Source organism: Nostoc sp. FACHB-892 (genome assembly GCF_014698795.1).
Classification (GTDB): domain Bacteria; phylum Cyanobacteriota; class Cyanobacteriia; order Cyanobacteriales; family Nostocaceae; genus Nostoc.
Genome location: NZ_JACJTR010000017.1, coordinates 1 through 15907 on the forward strand (window position 1 = coordinate 1; position 15907 = coordinate 15907).

Consider the following 15907-nt stretch of genomic DNA (forward strand, 5'->3'; position numbering starts at 1 on the left):
ACAAGTTTTCCTGGTGTCTATTGCGCGGTGGAACCACACTGAATCCTTCCCGAACTCAGAGGTGAAACGCTGCTGCGGCCACGATAGTTTAGGGGTAGCCCTACGCAAAAATAGCTCGATGCCAGGTTCTTTTTTTACTAACTAAAACACAAAAACCCCCTAGCTCACATACCAACTAGGGGGTTTTTGTTTATATTGAATATTGAATTTAGTATTAGATTAATCGCACGGTAAGCTGAACTTATTAGCTGAGGAGGTCGCTTATTTGGTGGTGCTGATTAAAAATATGAATGAGTTTCGCGCCAAGACGCATACTGCAAGCACAACCCGCAGGGTAGCTGCAAAGAATCAAAGTTTCAGATGTTGAATTTTCCAATTTCTTATTCCGATTTAGCAACGCCTTTTGGTCAATCCATCTGACAGATACTAACGCATCTAGCGTAATTTGTTGGGTAAACAAATGTCTATAATTCTAGAAAACAAAAATTTGGCGTTCTTTATAAACCCAAGTATTTTAGGCTGGATACGTTATTATCTATAGTGCAGTCCTAACAACTTAAAATACCAAAAATCGCAGCTACCAATTGAAAAAGCATTTCTAGCGAGCCAGTAGCTACAGCTATATGACTTCCAAGTGCTGCTGATATCGCTTCAAAACTAGCTCCGGCACTAATCATAGTAACTAAAATAGTTCCTATAGTTACAATACTAACTCCACTACCCACAACAAAACCCCACTTCCAGCAATTAAAGTCACTATGACTATCCACTGAAGTGGATTAGGGTCGGAGCAAGATACACTACCTAATACAATGTGGAACAACTGCAATTGCTGTAACTGCATATCTCTCGCCTGGATAAATTAATAAACCTCTACAAATATAGTTTTCCCAATAGCTAAAGCAGTATAACAGTCCTAAAAAAGAAGAATTTCTTCTGTAGCAATTCCTTGTGCAATCCGATCGCCTACTCTTCCAAAACTTCCACCAATTGTTCTAAAGTCCGGTTTTGAAGCCAAGGATAGGAGTCACGCCTCATATTTAGCTTAAAGGTTGATCACCTTCTCCCTGTTGTCCCGTCCCCGCCTCTAATCGTGGTGCAGATATGATTTGCTTTTGCTGTTCTTGTAGCCAGGTTTCAAATAGTTCATTCAGAAGTCGCACTTTCATAAATTCATCCAGTTGTGCGGGGATAAATTTTTCCAGCCGCAAAATCACGAACCAGTCAGCAATACGGGTAGGGGGCAATATTTGACCTGGTTGACTGCTAGAAAGCATTTGCACCATTACAGGATGTAGGGCATTCAGTTCAATCGGGCCTACTAAGCCTCCAGTTTGGGCTTCTGGTCCAAGTGAATATTCACGCGCTAAGTCAGAAAAAGAGTTTTCTTTTGCCTGAATCCGGAAGTAAAGTTCTTGGGCAATTCCCACATCCTGGGTTCGCAGCAAGGAATAAATTACTTTGTCTAGTTTTGCCTTGGACTGAAAAAAGTAGGATTCGAGTTTATTACCCCAAGTGGCTTGCTTGAATTTTTCAATTTTAAGTTTACGAGTAGTAATAACTTCTAGTTGTTCGGGAGTCAGCCCTTGATGCGCCATCCAAGCTTGGATGTCTTCTTCATTTTTGAACTGTTTTTCAGCATAAAACTGCTGTTGAGCTTGGGCTACTTCCTCAGGGGTACACTCTATTGCTACATTCGCAGCGCGTGAGTTTTGCTCTATTGCTTGATCGATGATTAATTCGCGCTGCAACTGTGGCAGCATTTGGTAACTTGCCAGTAAGGAAATCAGTTCACTAGCTGTGATTGTACGATTACCGATTTGGATCGCTTCAGTCATTAGCTTTTAGGCATCTTCAAATATCTAGTTTGTTAAATAAGTTAAACCTTAGCCCATTCACTGGGAGCTTTTGTTTTAATCTTACCGAGTTAGGTACGCTAACCTCACTTTCGTAATAGTTAAATCGTGGCTTTAACATACTTTAAAATATACAGTTTATATGAGTTTTTATCAAAGATTCTACGTAAATATGGCCAGATGTGAAGAAAAGGACAAAGGTTAAACCATTAATGACTAATAACACTTATGTCCACTGGAACTTAGAAGACAAAGTTATCAGACCGAGCTAGGGTGTCTTTGAGTTAAGCATCTCCTAACAAAGGTGTTTTACTTAAGGGATTGTTGAAGTTGTCAGAGATGGAAAAAGGCAGCACATCTCATGTTACCTTTTTCCATTAGGGATTTATGTATTCCGCAACCAAAAATTCTAAAGTTTACAACGACTCTAAATAGTTCAAAAGATCAGCCATTTCTTGGGCACTAGGTTGGAATTTTGGCATTGGCGGTGTTTCGCCACTGATCACCTGGTGAATCAGTCCATATCGAGACTTGTGCTTTGAGACAGCTTGCAAACTGGGCCCTACTCGCCCGTCTGCTTCCAAACCATGACAACCGGCACAGTTAATTTGAAAGATCGCGTGTCCTTGAACTGGGTTTCCTGTTAAGGATAGAACACTCTTGACGTATGGATCGGAGGCTTGAACCAACTGAACACCAAAAAAGCCCAAAGGGACTGCTAGCAGTATAGCCAGCGTCAATAAAACGATCCGCTGAATCAAAATTTCAGGTTTGGTAATCTGGTTATCCAAAAGGTTTGCTGTGAAAATCTAGGTGTGCTAAAAAGTTTTCATTTCCTACACATAGCTTAAAAGTTCTTGATTGTGTCTGCAAGCACAGAAGACTATTTTCTTGTGGACAGTCGCTCTGTAAAAAGGCTGTATGGCGCAGGATTCATACGAAATTTGGTAAAATCAAAAACAGGCAACGAATATTTAATAATTACAAAGAGGAGATTTACAGTGGTTGAACCCCTATTATCAGGTATTGTCCTTGGTCTAGTTTTCGTCACCCTCGCCGGATTGTTTTACGCTGCCTATAAGCAATACAAGCGCCCCAATCAGTTGGGGGGCTGAGGGAATGCCCAGTGCTGAGTTCCCAGTGCTGAGTTAGGAGTTAGGAGTTAGGAGCTAAGAATTAGGAGTTATGTTGTTCCTTATCTCCTTTATCTGCCCCTAAACCCTCACTCCGAATTCTGTAGAAAGTAAGTGATGTGTTGCCGTAAACTTTCTGGCGGCAAATTTCCCAAGTCGAAATCTCTGGCGGTGTCCAACCTTGTGAGGTGTGTTCAACTGCGATTTCACCACTAGGATCTAAAAGTTGATAGTGAGCGATCGCTTCTAAAACTGGCTGGTACAATCCACTAGCATAAGGTGGATCAAAGTAGATTCTATCGAATTGCTTCCCTGATAAAATCTTTAACTGCTGGATAATATCTCCCCGCAACACCCGAAGTTCTTGCTCGGCATTAGCTACCTGCTGCCAATTTTGTTGGATGGTGGCACAGGCTCGGCTTGATTGTTCAATTCCCACTACTAGGCTGGCTCCTCTACACAAAGCCTCTGCGCCCATTGAACCAGTCCCGGCGCACAAATCCAGCCAGTGGCAACCTGCAATTTCTCCCTGCCAAATATTAAATACTGCCTCTCTAACCCGCGCACTGGTGGGTCTAGTTTCTTTTCCTGGTAAAGTTTTTAGCTGACGATTGCCGTAAATTCTCAAGCTCATTGGTTATTAGTCATTAGTCATTGGTCATTAGTTATTAGTCATTAGTTTTAGACAAAGGACAAAGAACAAATGACAAAAAGAGGATTAGGCAGGAATTTTTTCGCGGACTTGAGCAACAAAATTAGACAAGATTTGCAATCCAATATTAGAGGATTTTTCGGGGTGAAATTGAACTGCCATCAGGTTTTCATGAGCGATCGCAGCTGTGACGGTTTGAGTACCGTGGGTGATGGTTGCTGCACGGATTTGCGGGTCTATTGGGTCAACATAGTAAGAATGGACAAAATATACCCAAGGATCGGCTGGTAAATGCTCCCATAAAATACTTTTTGTCTGAGTCATTTCTAGTTGATTCCAACCCATGTGAGGAATAGTGATGTCAGATTCTGGACGAAACCGCCGCACTTTTCCTTTAATAATTCCTAGTCCTGGTTGGGTGCCTTCTGCACTTGATTCAAAGAGAATTTGCAATCCTAGACAAATTCCTAAAAAAGGTTTACCAGATGCGATCGCTTCTTTAATAGGTTGTTCCAAACCACGCGCTCGCAGGTGTTGCACTGCTGGATCAAATGCTCCCACTCCCGGCAGCACTATTGCATCTGCTTGTTCTAATTCCTTTGGAGAATAAGTAACATTAGGAGTTGCCCCAGCTTTTTCCAAGCCTTTGCAGACTGAATGCAAATTTCCCATCTCGTAGTCTACGACCGCAATTACTGGCATTTACCTGCTCCTTGTAAATTTATTATGGAGGGTTTTTCTATTCTAAATAATATTTGTTATGAAGAAAAGAATTCTATTAATTTATTTTGACATTTGGATAAAAGATCAACAGTGGAATTCTTCTGATGATTTATTATTTGAAGTTGCCAAACTTGATCTCATCCCAGATGGCTTAAGTTTTTTACCTTAGTTACCCGTAGATATGTAACTTGCCAGTACTCAGGTAATGGAAAAAATGAATGCAATCTAACCTGATGACATCATCTGTTGTGGCATGGCTATAAGCCTTACACAATTAAATGTGGAAGCAGTTGCTAGCTGCAAAGAAATGGTTTTGTACACAGAAGTTGATTTAAAAGAATTAGTAACAGGAGTAACGGCAATTCAGATTAGTCATGACTGCGGGAAATTTGTTTGCGATCGCCTAGCAGAAGCACCAGAGAGCCTTTACTATTCAGTGTTCGACTAAATTAAGCCAAAATAAACTCGTTCCGGTTCTCAATCGAGAAAACTTTATGGGGATTTTTGCAGATTCCGTATTAATTATTAACAAACTGGCACTTTCATCAAGTTGTTAATGTCTGTATGGTGAAAGAAATATCTAAGTATATGTTGCCATTGTTACTAATTTTCCCAATTGCCCAATTAACTCCTGCCACGCCACCACCTGAAGAGGTCGTGCAATTACAAGAAGTGCGTCCTTTACCAGGCCAATTGGATAGAGTACCAACGTTTAACAGCAATAGTCCAGAATTGGTGTTAAAAGAAGGAATTTTACTCTCCACTTTTCCACCAGATGGCAAAAAAGTGCCAACGGCGCATCTGAATTTTCCCTTTCGAGGACGATTTGATATTTTTGCTCACCATGTTGCTAAGGCTGAACCGCCAGAGAATTTGCGATCGCTCTATCTAGGGATAATTTTGCACAACCCTGGTTCTGAAGCAGTGAGGTTAAATATTTGGCAGGCGGCGAGTTATTTGAGCCAACCGGATGCACCATTTATTCAATTACCATCCTTGAGCCAAAATCTTTTGGGTACAATTTTTGCTGGCCCAGGCGATCGCGTTATGTCTGATGTACTCAGGGGACGGCGACAACAGAGTTTCCCTGCTCAAATTGACATTCCAGCCGGGCAAAGTCGGATGTTACTAAATTTACCAATTCCCGTGAAGGGACTGACACCACCTCTTAATGGTCGTTCTACGTTCATGCGAGTGCAAAGTAATGGCACTGTTTATGCAGCTAGCCTAGCCATGTTTGCCCAGCTTAATCCCGATGGCAGCGAGCGATCGCCTACTTTAGAAGAGTGGCAAAATTTACTCAATAATAGTGATGTGGCTGGACCACGAGATAAAGCGCCCACTCCCTTAGAGCAAACTGGCAAACCAAGAATTTATGGGCGTGTTGCTGGAGTGGCTGCTGGTTCACGATGGAGAGCCTTATTAGTGGATAGTCCTAAAGCCAGGTATCTGACTATTCCCCAGCCTGGTCAAGTTTTTTCCTACGCTCTGAGTAGCTTGCATGGCGGTACCTTAGGAACTGGTCAAATTCAAAGTGCGCCCATGCTGGTGCGCTATCCTGACACCGCATATCGCGCTCATGGCAACTATGGGATTCAATATAATCTCAAGTTGCCGCTATACAACAATACTCAAAATCCTCAAACCGTTAGTGTATCTATACAGACCCCGCTCAAAGAGGATCAGTTAGTTAAAGCAGGGTTACGCTTTTTCAGTACACCAGCCCGTCAAGTATTCTTCCGGGGGACAGTGCGGGTACGTTATAAAGATGACCAAGGTCAGCCAAAAACAGAGTTTGTGCATCTAGTGCAAAAGAGAGGTCAACCAGGGGAACCGTTAGTTTTATTAAATATGAAAGCAGGCGATCGCTCCTTAGTAGAAGTAGACTTTCTCTATCCGCCGGATGCTACACCACCGCAAGTATTAACAGTTTCAACTCAAGCTAAACCTCGGTAATGGTTAATAGGTAATGGCTTTTCTCCTATTACCTATTACCAAAAAATATTATTCAGCTGATTCACAAAGCTCTACTCTTTACCAACTTGGCGCGGTTCAAAGGCACATCTATTAAGCACCCAGTTAAGGTAACGTCTTACAATGTTTACTGATATATGAAATTAGTAAATATGACAAACAAAAAATCTTTGATTTTGCGTGCTAAAGAAATTGCCGACACTATGCAGACCTTCTCTCACCCTTGGAATCCAAACTCGGAAATATCGGGGACGTACATGGGACGCACGGTTGGGCTAAAGCGTACTGGGGTCAACTTTGCTGTCATTCCTGCGGGGAAAGAATCTTTTGTTTACCATTCCCACCACTGCGAGGAAGAATGGATTTATATTCTATCGGGGCAAGCGATCGCAGAAATCGACGGGGAAGAATTTGAGGTTTTTCCAGGTGACTTTATGGCATTTCCAACTCCTTCAGTAGCCCACCATCTCAGAAATATAGGGAACGAAAACTTAGTTTACTTAATGGGAGGAGAAAATCTCGATGTGGAAATTGCTGATTTTCCACATCTGGGAAAACGCATGGTTCGACGTGGCGATTCTGTGGAAATCTTTGAGCACAAGGACGCTAAACCATTTAGTTAGGCAGTTAAGTCTCAAACTGCTTCATTACATCTTCATATTGATAAAGCTTTTCACCCCAAGTTTCTGTATTTAGGGTGAATACTTATTCTGCTCCCTGGGTTGCAATAGAAATAGCAGACTATAGCAATAAAGGGACGGCATGGCAACCGATCAAAAAATCAATCAAGAAACTGAGTTAAATTCGCTCCAGCCGCTTGTTGGAATCTTGATTTTACTGGTAGAGGATGAGCCAGATATTGCAGATTTGCTTATCTTCATCTTGGAAGCTGCTGGTGCAGAGGTGATCGCTTTAACCGATGCAGAAGCTGCCTTTGCCTTGGTAGAATCGCTTCATCCCGATATTCTGCTGTGCAATGTGAAGTTGCCCGATCATGATGGAAATTGGTTAATTGAACAAATTCGAGTACATTCTTGCCTATCCTTAAGACAGTTACCTGCGATCGCTATCACTTCTTATACACGCGAAGTCTCAAGTTATAAGGCTTTGGATGCTGGTTTTAATCGATTTCTAGTCAAGCTTGAGAGTCCAGAGAAAATCATAGATGAGATTGTTTACCTTCTATCTTCCGTTACTTAAATATAAATATAAATATTTAGTTTTTATCTTGTTTTTGACACTGATTTTATCTAACAAACGCTTGGAGGTACAGCTAGCTGTACGCTCCTACAAATGACTCTACGTTGGAAACCAAACCCTAAGTGGGTAGGGTAAGATGTTGGGTATATTTATTGACTTTATTGAAAACCCTTTGCTGGCTTTTTTTGCCCTTTGCTCTTGGGCTTGGATTTGCTAACTTCTCCTAAAGCTTCTTGAAATAAGTTATGTAGATGTATAGGGACGCTAGCAATTTCTGGTAACTCTGGCTCAAGAGGTTTGTTGAATTCTTGCAAAAGTGCATCCAAGTCACTTTCCAGGCTAAACTCTGGACGTTGCAAAAGTGTTCGCAACACATTTTCTAATTGAGTTGGATATTGTTGTGCTAATCGATGCCAAATGAAAGCATTAATACTTTTATCTTCAAGGTAGTACCGAACTAGTTTTTCAGCCCCTTGAACACTTTGCCAGTCTTCTGCTGATAAAATTGCTTGTACCTTACTATATGTCGGTAAAAACATTTGTCCCCAATGAGGATGAGAAAGAGCCGTTACCTGTTCTGCTTTTTTGAGTTCAGATGGTAAATCAACTTTTGGCATAACCATTTTGCTATTGCCGCCTTTGCTGTTCAACATCTGAGAGACTACGTTGGAATCAGCACCAAATTCTTGTGCTGCTGCTTTGATTTCCTCGTCTCCAATGCCAGCAGCTTCTGCCACTTCAGCCAATGATTTAGAAGTATCAATTCCTGCTTCTGCAAAGCGTTTTTCAGTAATTGCCTCTTGGAATTCAGCTATTTTTTTATTAAGCTGGTATCCAGGTAGTGTGATTTCATCAGTGCCAAAAAAGTCTACAAACTGCTGATGATATTGTGCTACTGACTGCCAAGCTTCTTCTAACAAGTCTGGAGCATCGCTGTAAAGATCACTTTTATAGTTTTCTTTAAAATTCCCAATTGCTACAGCAAGTTTTGGTTTACCTAATTTACCCATTACTGTGTAAGGGCCAGAAAACATCCAGTAGTTATCGGTAACAGGAGAAATGCGAGTTAGTAAAATTTCTCCTACTTTGAACCGAGATATTGCCTGTAATGTTTGGACATTGTTTGGCTTGACGATGTAGCGTTTATCTGTCAACCAGTTCGTCAATTCAAAGCCATCAGGTAGAATATTCGTTATGGCAAATAAGCCAATAAAAGTATGATGCCAGCTGTTGATCAGGTTGCGATCGCTTTGGTCTAAATCTGGATTGCTTTCGATAAACAACTCTAATGGTGACTTATCACCGACTTTCCCGGCTGTCACAAAGCTATCGATAATTAAGTCCTGCTGTGTACTATCCCCACTTCCACGGCGCAACTGTGCGGCTGCATAAGTTTCCAGTGCTTGTGCTAGTTCGCCTTCAGCATCAAGGACAAAATCAACTAAGGCTTGTTTTAATTGGTGCGATCGTTCTAATATGACATCCACAAGTTAATCTCTCGGTGCAACAGATGTAGATTATAGCTCTTGAGAGAATTACAGCATCTAGCTATTGCTAGATTTATGCCGATTTAGCCGTCAAGCTTCTTTTAAACTAGATACAAGACATCAAACAAGGTTATTACAAATGGTTGCAACTTCAAATTTTAGCTATATTTCCCCAGAAGATTATCTCAAAGGAGAAGAAACCAGTCCTATCAAACATGAATATAGACAGGGACAGATTTATGCAATGGCAGGGGCAAGTAATGGTCATGTCATTATTTCTCTTAATATTGCTTCAATGCTGAGAAATCATTTGCGCGGGAGTGGATGTCAGACTTATATCTCAGACACCAAAGCACATATTGAGTCGATTAATATCTATTACTACCCTGATATTATGGTAAGTTGTGACCAACGAGATAGAGCTTTTAACAACTTTCTACGTTACCCTTCGTTAATTGTAGAAGTGCTATCTCCGACAACAGAAGCCTTTGACCGAGGTGATAAATTTGCTGACTACCGACAAATGGAGTCACTTCAGGAATATGTACTTGTGAGTCAAACTCGGTTAAATGTTGAGTGTTTTCGGCGCAACTCAGAGAGACAATGGGTACTTTATCCCTATGGGCAAGAAGATATCATTCATTTGGCAAGTGTAGATTTTCGGTGTGCTGTTGCAGATTTATATGAGGATGTTACTTTTGAATCCCCATAATTGGCTGACTACTAGATTGATAGGTAGAAACTAGAATCTTGACGATTTAAAAATATGTTTTTAGATGGCAAAAAAAAGGCAAAAGAAAATCTTCTTTTGCCTTTTTAGTTTTTACCTTTTAACAGAGACAGGAAATTTCAAGTCTCTATTCGTCGTCGAAATCATCTTCGTCGTCTTCTTCTTCCTCGAAATCGTCGTCATCTACTACTTCATCGGCAATCAATTCATCTTCGTCATCTAGAACTGACCTTTCTGCACGTCTGCTACCAAAACCAGATTCGCCAAGAGTAGGAGAATCTAAATTATAGGTGCGAGCTGTGCGGTCATCTAAGACCATATCCAGTGGATCATCAACTTCATCCAAGACACTACTGGTAATCTCAGCAGCATAATCATCGATCGCACCGGGTTCTTCATAGGTATTGTAGCCAGTACCAGCCGGAATCAATCGCCCGATAATCACGTTTTCCTTTAAGCCTCGCAGCCAGTCGGATTTGCCTTCTATAGCTGCTTCGGTAAGTACCCGTGTTGTCTCTTGGAAGGATGCGGCGGAAATAAAGCTGTCGGTGTTCAACGATGCTTTGGTGATACCCAATAATACTGGGGTATACTGTGCCCTAGCACCGCCTGTAATTGCCATAGCTTCGTTCACCTGCTCAACTTGGCGCAGTTCCACCAATTCGCCGGGAAGCATGGTGGTGTCACCACCATCATCAATCCTGACTTTGTTGGTCATCTGGCGAACAATCACTTCAATGTGTTTATCGGAAATATCAATCCCTTGAGATTGATACACCATTTGCACTTCATTCACCAAGAATGTCTGTACCTTTTGCAACGCAATGCTGGCACAAGCATAGATTCCATCTTCGGAACCCAGGCTAAAGAAGATTTCCAAAATTTCGTGCGGATTGGATGGGCCATCAGTCAACGGTTGCCCCGCTAATACTGTTGAGCCATCTGGCACAATCAAGTTTTGTCCTGGGCCTAGAGGATAATCTGTCACCACGCCGTTTGATTCTACGACCTTAATAGCGATCGCTTCATCACCATCGCTGTAAACTACCTTAACTTCACCCGCCCGGCGACATAAAATGCACGCTTCTTTCGGTTTACGAGCTTCAAGCAGTTCTTCAATCCGGGGCAAACCTTGAATAATATCTCCGGTTTTGGCGCGTTCAAACACCAACAGCACCAAGTTATCACCCCGTTGTACCAAATCGCCGTCTTCTATTTGCAACACAGCACCAGGGCTGACTCGATAAGGGCGACCAATACGGGTACTAACAACGTAGTTCTTAGTACTTAGGGCTGATTCCTCACCAGATGCAGCAGCAGCATTTTTAATATCCACTACTTGCCCTGATTCTGGGGCAAATACTCCAGGAGCAATTTCTGCACCTTCTACTAGCAAGTCACCCACTTTCACTTTAGGCTGAGTACTAGTATTAGTCGTGAGCATATCAGTATCGCGCAACACTAAACAGCGACGCACATTTTCGGTTCCTTTTCGGACGCCCCGCACTATCCCTCCTTCTTTACACAAGATTTGGGTACGTGCTACCACAGCTCCAGGGGCGATGGAAAGCCCATCTTGTACCTCAAGTGTGGTTTGGGTGCTACCTTGGGTGGCATCAGCAGTAATGTCTCGACGAATTACCAACGACTCCAAAATCACCAACTGCAAGCGCTGAACTTCTGGGTCTTCAGTATCCTCTACCAATTCGATATCTGCTGCTAGTGGCGAAGCATTGTGGTCTTGTTCGCCTTCTTGCTCGATTTCTAGCACTAGTTGAGTTCGTAGCAGTTCCACACCTTCAACAGACTTGACGCGTTCCGAATCTTTGTAAGGTAGTCTCTGCACAGCCCGCAACTGAATCGAACGTCCAGTTTGTTGACTTACCGATGTAGTTGATGGCACATCTGGATTATCCGGTACGGCAAACTCAACTACTGGACGACTCAACAGGGCGGGCCCTTCTGGTGTCTCCACATACTGGATATAGCGTAATTCTGTGGCTACATTGCCTTGGAATTCTTCACCAGGTTGGATGAAGGTGTTATCTCGCCCAATAACTGATTCTGGATCGTCCACCATCAGCAGTTCCCCTGGCTTCACCACAACTTCCCGTAGGATGTCGTTTTTCTGGGTGACTTCTATTACACCACTGTTTTGGCAGAAAATATCTTTCACCACTTCGGTACCAGCTTCTACAAACTGACCGTCTTCCACCAACAGCAAGGAGATATCTTTATTAACTTCGTGGCTTTCTTCGGGAATCCACAAAAGGGTACCGCCCTGCACGACTTCATAACCCAGCTTGGCTTTGCCTTTTTTCTGGACTTCTACACCCGCGAATTTCAGGAAACCACCAGTGGTTGTGCGATAGCGATCGTCAATTAACTCAGCTACCACTTGACCATTTTGCACTTTTGTGCCCGGTGTAGCCCGGAGGTTAAATACCTGGTTGTTGCCAGTGGAAACTAAGTAGTTATTGCGACCTTGGGAGCTTTGGACTGTTACCGTTGCTTGGTCTAATACCACAGAAGCGGTGATAATCTCAATTTCCCTGGTACTCTTACCTGGGGTAGCTTCTGGCAAGCGCACTACACCGCCGTGCAAACTGCTTAACTTGGTTTCTGCTAAAACTCCATTAGCGGCGATCGCATCACCATTTTTGACCACCAATTCTGCCCCAGGCGGCAAGTTGTAAACTTCCCCAGACAAAATCCAAATCAAACCACCGCGTGCGGCTGTGGTTGTGGTATTACCTTGACGGTCAGTTTTTTGTTCTGGAACTACTTCGGCAAATTGCACTTCCCCTGCTAAGTCAGAGGCAACATCTTTAACTGCTTTTTCTGTATTAGTCCGAGTTGTGCGTCCACCAAGGGCAACCTCTGCCAATAACTGTCCTTGCTTTACCTTATTTCCATCAAATACATATAATGTTGAACCTTGGGTAAGATGAACCTCTTGGCTGTCTGGGGTAACATCACCTACTTTTGTTGGCTCCAAAAGCATGATGCCATTAGCTTCGACATACAGAGCATCTTCCCCGTGGCGGGTACGATATGTTCTGGTCTTCAGTTTGCGAGGAAGCTTAACAGTCCCATCGATTTTGGAACGCACTTGTTGTGCCACTTCCCCAGTAAACACACCACCTGTGTGGAATGTCCGCATGGTTAGCTGAGTACCCGGCTCACCAATACTTTGGGCGGCAATAATCCCTACAGCTTCGCCCAAGTCCACCATCTTGGCGTGGGCTAAACTCCAGCCGTAGCAGTGTTGACAGACAGAACGTGCGGCTTCACAAGTTAGGGGCGATCGCACCACAACTTCTCCGACCCCAGATTTTTCAATTTTCTTCGCCAAGTCCTCAGAAATTGGCGTATTGCGTGCTGCAATCAATTCTTTTGTTACCGGATGCACCACATCTTCGCCAATTACCCGTCCCATCAAGCGGGTTGCAAGAGGAATCAAGGTCTTGGCACCTTCTGTCATTGGTCGAATTGCAAGACCTCTGGTAGTGCCGCAGTCAAATTCCCGAATAATTACATCCTGGGATACGTCAACCAAACGGCGGGTGAGATAACCAGAGTCAGCCGTCCGCAACGCAGTATCCACCAATCCTTTTCTAGCACCGTAAGACGAAATAATGTATTCCGTGACAGTAAGTCCTTCACGGAAGTTGGTTTTGATGGGCAAATCGATAATTTCCCCTTGAGGATCTGCCATCAGTCCCCGCATTCCCACCAACTGCCGAACTTGGGAGATGTTACCCCGTGCCCCGGAGAATGCCATCATGTATACGGAGTTCAAGGGATTAGTCTTCTTGAAGTGAACGACTACTTCATCTTTCAAAGCTTCACTGGTACCATTCCAGGTATCGATTACCTTTTGAAAGCGTTCTACTTCAGTGATTTCTCCCCGTTGGTAACGAGTTTCAGTGGCACGAATTTCTTCTTCGGCTGCATCTAAGAGCAATCGTTTAGTTGGTGGTACCATCAAGTCATCTACACTGATAGAAACCCCTGCTTTGGTAGCGTAGCGAAATCCCAAATCTTTCAGTTTGTCCGCCATCACTGCGGTTCGCGCCGTACCATAATGCGTAAAGGCCCAAGAAATTAAATTTCTCAGTTGACCCTTATCAACCACCCGATTGCGAAAAATCATTTTTTCGTTAGTCATTAGTAATTAGTCCTAAGTCATTGGGGATTGGGTATTGGGTATTGGGTATTGGGTACTGGGCATTTTTCCCAGTCCCCAGTCCCCAGTCCCCAGTCCCTAACTTGCTAGTGCTTCCTGAATGGCATTATTGTAAATAACACGACCAGGGGTTGTGTATATATACTGAGAAACTACATTGCCCTGAGCGTCTTGTCTGACTCGACGGAACTTATAGAGTAATGTCCGGCTACCATCGTCGTTCTCTGTCACTTCCAGGGGTTCTGTATCCGGTTGGTCTGATTCTATTTCACCGTCAAACCGCACATAGATATAGGCGTGCAAGTCAATTTGCTCTTGCTGGAAAGCCATAATTACATCCTCTAGCGAAGAAAAGTACTTTCCTGCACCTTTTGTCGCGCCAGGATTTTCTGCTGTTAAGTAATACGCTCCCAATACCATATCTTGGCTAGGTGTGATGATCGGTTTACCCGTGGCTGGTGACAAAATATTGTTAGAAGCCAACATCAACAACCGAGCCTCAGCTTGACTTTCTAAGGACAACGGGACGTGTACCGCCATTTGGTCACCGTCAAAGTCGGCGTTAAATGCTGGACACACTAGAGGATGCAGTTGAATCGCTCTACCTTCTACCAAAATTGGTTCAAAAGACTGAATACCCAAGCGGTGCAAAGTTGGTGCCCGATTTAGCATTACAGGGTGTCCTTCAATCACCTCTTCTAGGACATCCCAAACGCTGGGGTCATTACGCGATATCAGCTTTTTCGCAGCTTTGATATTATTCACCATGCCGCTACGAATCAAGCGGTTAATGACAAATGGTTGAAATAGCTCAATTGCCATTTCTCTAGGCAAACCGCACTGGTGAATTTTCAGCTTTGGCCCGACCACAATTACAGAACGTCCAGAGTAGTCAACCCGTTTACCTAACAAGTTTTGCCGGAAACGTCCTTGCTTACCCTCAATAATGTCAGACAAAGATTTCAGAGGTCGGTTATTTGCCCCTACCACAGTGCGTCCCCGACGACCATTGTCAATCAAAGCATCCACTGCTTCTTGCAGCATCCGCTTTTCGTTCCGCACAATAATCTCTGGTGCCAAAATTTCTTGCAAGCGTGCCAAACGATTATTGCGGTTAATTACCCGCCGATACAAATCATTTAAATCGCTCGTGGCAAACCGTCCGCCATCTAGTTGCACCATTGGGCGCAAGTCGGGCGGAATCACGGGAATAACTGCCATTACCATCCACTCTGGTTTTGAACCAGTAGCGATGAAGTTGTCAATCACCCGTAGTCGCTTAATTAGCTTGGCTCTCTTTTGTCCTTTAGCGTTGCCAATTTCTTCGCGTAGGCTTTCGGCTTCTTGTTCCAAATTGATATCGGCAAGCAAACGCAACAGCGCTTCAGCACCAATACCTACCTCTACGCCTTGAAGTACAGAATCTTCGCTATAAATTTGGTCTTCTATTTCCAACCACTGGTCTTCGCTCAGTAGTTGTTTGTAAGTTAAAGTTTCGGCATTACCTGGACTCAGCACAACATAAGAGTTGAAATAGACAATCTGCTCGACATCCCGCAAGGGCATATCCAACAGGATGGAAATATAGCTAGGAATACCCTTGAGATACCAGACGTGAGCTACTGGTGCGGCGAGTTTAATATAGCCCATGCGGTGACGACGCACCCGTGACTCAGTGACTTCTACCCCACAGCGCTCACAGACAATACCTCTGTGACGAACTCTTTTATACTTGCCACAATGACATTCCCAATCTTTTGCGGGGCCAAAGATGCGCTCACAAAATAAGCCATCCATTTCTGGCTTGAGAGTTCGGTAGTTAATCGTCTCTGGCTTGGTAACTTCACCGACTACTTGGCCATTGGGCAATGTTCTCTCGCCCCACTGCCGAATCCGTTCAGGGGAAGCCAAGCCGATTTTTACGTAGTCAAACTGATTAGTTTGGGCAGGTCTCATATTTAGT

The 15907-nt window shown here is 43.4% G+C and carries 14 protein-coding genes and 1 rRNA gene; 7 read left to right on the forward strand and 8 right to left on the reverse strand.

Translation table 11 applies throughout. The features are described from left to right. Positions 1-9 precede the first annotated feature (9 nt). Positions 10-127, forward strand: a 5S ribosomal RNA gene (rrf, locus tag H6G96_RS21305). Positions 128-700: 573 nt separating this feature from the next. Here rrf and H6G96_RS21310 read toward each other — a convergent pair. From H6G96_RS21310 to H6G96_RS21320, 3 genes are all read right to left on the reverse strand, one after another. After that, entirely contained in the window at positions 701-844 is a 144-nt protein-coding gene (locus tag H6G96_RS21310; RefSeq protein ID WP_190913310.1) for a hypothetical protein, read from the reverse strand. Between the two features lie 196 nt (positions 845-1040). Next, positions 1041-1838 (reverse strand): peptidylprolyl isomerase, encoded by a 798-nt coding sequence (locus tag H6G96_RS21315; RefSeq protein WP_190913311.1) that lies wholly within the window; start codon positions 1836-1838, stop codon positions 1041-1043. Between the two features lie 434 nt (positions 1839-2272). Further along, a complete protein-coding gene (locus H6G96_RS21320) occupies positions 2273-2647 on the reverse strand; it encodes a cytochrome c (protein WP_099100046.1) in 375 nt (124 codons plus the stop codon). 210 nt (positions 2648-2857) lie between these two features. Between H6G96_RS21320 and petG the strand changes: the two genes are divergently transcribed. Continuing rightward, entirely contained in the window at positions 2858-2971 is a 114-nt protein-coding gene (petG, locus tag H6G96_RS21325) for a cytochrome b6-f complex subunit V (protein WP_063721252.1), read from the forward strand. A gap of 61 nt (positions 2972-3032) precedes the next feature. Here the strand turns inward: petG and rsmD are convergent, their stop codons facing one another. Together rsmD and hisH are read right to left on the reverse strand one after the other, a co-directional pair. After that, positions 3033-3623: a 16S rRNA (guanine(966)-N(2))-methyltransferase RsmD gene (gene rsmD / locus H6G96_RS21330; RefSeq protein ID WP_190913312.1), complete on the reverse strand. Its 591-nt coding sequence runs from the start codon at positions 3621-3623 to the stop codon at positions 3033-3035. An 84-nt stretch (positions 3624-3707) separates the two neighbouring features. After that, a complete protein-coding gene (gene hisH / locus H6G96_RS21335; RefSeq protein ID WP_190913313.1) occupies positions 3708-4343 on the reverse strand; it encodes an imidazole glycerol phosphate synthase subunit HisH in 636 nt (211 codons plus the stop codon). A 274-nt stretch (positions 4344-4617) separates the two neighbouring features. On the opposite strand from hisH, the gene H6G96_RS42865 reads away from it, so the two are divergent. The 4 genes from H6G96_RS42865 to H6G96_RS21355 all read left to right on the forward strand — a co-directional run bounded on the left by H6G96_RS42865 (position 4618) and on the right by H6G96_RS21355 (position 7538). Continuing rightward, positions 4618-4812 (forward strand): hypothetical protein, encoded by a 195-nt coding sequence (locus H6G96_RS42865; protein WP_347242260.1) that lies wholly within the window; start codon positions 4618-4620, stop codon positions 4810-4812. A gap of 140 nt (positions 4813-4952) precedes the next feature. After that, complete coding sequence (locus H6G96_RS21345) at positions 4953-6320, forward strand: DUF3370 domain-containing protein (RefSeq protein WP_190913423.1); 1368 nt, start codon at positions 4953-4955, stop codon at positions 6318-6320. Positions 6321-6490: 170 nt separating this feature from the next. Further along, positions 6491-6961 (forward strand): cupin domain-containing protein, encoded by a 471-nt coding sequence (locus tag H6G96_RS21350; protein WP_190913314.1) that lies wholly within the window; start codon positions 6491-6493, stop codon positions 6959-6961. 139 nt (positions 6962-7100) lie between these two features. Then, entirely contained in the window at positions 7101-7538 is a 438-nt protein-coding gene (locus H6G96_RS21355) for a response regulator (protein ID WP_190913315.1), read from the forward strand. A 158-nt stretch (positions 7539-7696) separates the two neighbouring features. Here H6G96_RS21355 and H6G96_RS21360 read toward each other — a convergent pair whose 3' ends face one another. Next, complete coding sequence (locus H6G96_RS21360; protein ID WP_190913316.1) at positions 7697-9025, reverse strand: hypothetical protein; 1329 nt, start codon at positions 9023-9025, stop codon at positions 7697-7699. 139 nt (positions 9026-9164) lie between these two features. Here H6G96_RS21360 and H6G96_RS21365 point away from each other — a divergent pair, with 139 nt between their 5' ends. Further along, complete coding sequence (locus H6G96_RS21365; RefSeq protein ID WP_190913317.1) at positions 9165-9737, forward strand: Uma2 family endonuclease; 573 nt, start codon at positions 9165-9167, stop codon at positions 9735-9737. Positions 9738-9882: 145 nt separating this feature from the next. Here H6G96_RS21365 and H6G96_RS21370 read toward each other — a convergent pair whose 3' ends face one another. Together H6G96_RS21370 and H6G96_RS42870 are read right to left on the reverse strand one after the other, a co-directional pair. After that, positions 9883-13926 (reverse strand): DNA-directed RNA polymerase subunit beta'', encoded by a 4044-nt coding sequence (locus H6G96_RS21370; RefSeq protein WP_190913318.1) that lies wholly within the window; start codon positions 13924-13926, stop codon positions 9883-9885. Positions 13927-14022: 96 nt separating this feature from the next. Continuing rightward, the gene (locus H6G96_RS42870; RefSeq protein ID WP_190913319.1) at positions 14023-15900 is read right to left on the reverse strand and encodes a DNA-directed RNA polymerase subunit gamma; all 1878 of its coding nucleotides are present in this window, start codon (positions 15898-15900) and stop codon (positions 14023-14025) included. Positions 15901-15907 lie beyond the last annotated feature (7 nt).

Bases quoted from the DNA above. Each gene is read 5' to 3' on its own strand.
- H6G96_RS21310 (WP_190913310.1), bottom strand. From the start codon at position 844: ATGCAGTTACAGCAATTGCAGTTGTTCCACATTGTATTAGGTAGTGTA.
- H6G96_RS21315 (WP_190913311.1), bottom strand. From the start codon at position 1,838: ATGACTGAAGCGATCCAAATCGGTAATCGTACAATCACAGCTAGTGAA.
- rsmD (WP_190913312.1), bottom strand. From the start codon at position 3,623: ATGAGCTTGAGAATTTACGGCAATCGTCAGCTAAAAACTTTACCAGGA.
- hisH (WP_190913313.1), bottom strand. From the start codon at position 4,343: ATGCCAGTAATTGCGGTCGTAGACTACGAGATGGGAAATTTGCATTCA.
- H6G96_RS42865 (WP_347242260.1), top strand. From the start codon at position 4,618: ATGGCTATAAGCCTTACACAATTAAATGTGGAAGCAGTTGCTAGCTGC.
- H6G96_RS21345 (WP_190913423.1), top strand. From the start codon at position 4,953: ATGTTGCCATTGTTACTAATTTTCCCAATTGCCCAATTAACTCCTGCC.
- H6G96_RS21350 (WP_190913314.1), top strand. From the start codon at position 6,491: ATGACAAACAAAAAATCTTTGATTTTGCGTGCTAAAGAAATTGCCGAC.
- H6G96_RS21355 (WP_190913315.1), top strand. From the start codon at position 7,101: ATGGCAACCGATCAAAAAATCAATCAAGAAACTGAGTTAAATTCGCTC.
- H6G96_RS21365 (WP_190913317.1), top strand. From the start codon at position 9,165: ATGGTTGCAACTTCAAATTTTAGCTATATTTCCCCAGAAGATTATCTC.
- H6G96_RS21370 (WP_190913318.1), bottom strand. From the start codon at position 13,926: ATGACTAACGAAAAAATGATTTTTCGCAATCGGGTGGTTGATAAGGGT.
- H6G96_RS42870 (WP_190913319.1), bottom strand. From the start codon at position 15,900: ATGAGACCTGCCCAAACTAATCAGTTTGACTACGTAAAAATCGGCTTG.